Source organism: Streptomyces smyrnaeus (assembly GCF_017676345.1).
Taxonomy (GTDB): Bacteria; Actinomycetota; Actinomycetes; order Streptomycetales; family Streptomycetaceae; genus Streptomyces; species Streptomyces smyrnaeus.
In genome coordinates this window covers 1-297 of record NZ_JAFFZM010000067.1, presented here as the reverse complement: position 1 = coordinate 297, position 297 = coordinate 1, and the positions used below count along the sequence as shown (strand labels likewise).

Annotated in this window: 1 protein-coding gene; it reads left to right on the top strand. The window is 70.7% G+C overall.

What is annotated here, in order from left to right; all coding sequences use genetic code 11:
* On the top strand, nt 1–297 hold a 297-nt coding region (locus JW613_RS35500), incomplete at both ends, for a ketoacyl-synthetase C-terminal extension domain-containing protein (RefSeq protein ID WP_209215317.1).

The following is a 297-nucleotide window of genomic DNA, read 5'->3' as shown; positions in this document are numbered from 1 at the left end:
CGCGTCGTTGCACATCGATGAGCCCTCGCCGCACGTGGACTGGGAGTCGGGAGCAGTACGGCTACTGACCGAACCGGTGGAGTGGCCGGGAGGAGAGCGTCCGCGCCGGGCGGGTGTCTCCTCGTTCGGTATCTCGGGCACGAACGCACATCTGATCCTGGAAGAGCCACCTGTCGCGGAACCCGCACAGGTGGGGGCCGATGTCACCGGGGTGGTGCCGTGGGTCATCTCGGCGCGGGGTGCGGAGGCGCTGCGGGGGCAGGCGGCAGCCTTGGCCCAGGTGTCGGGTGCGGTGGG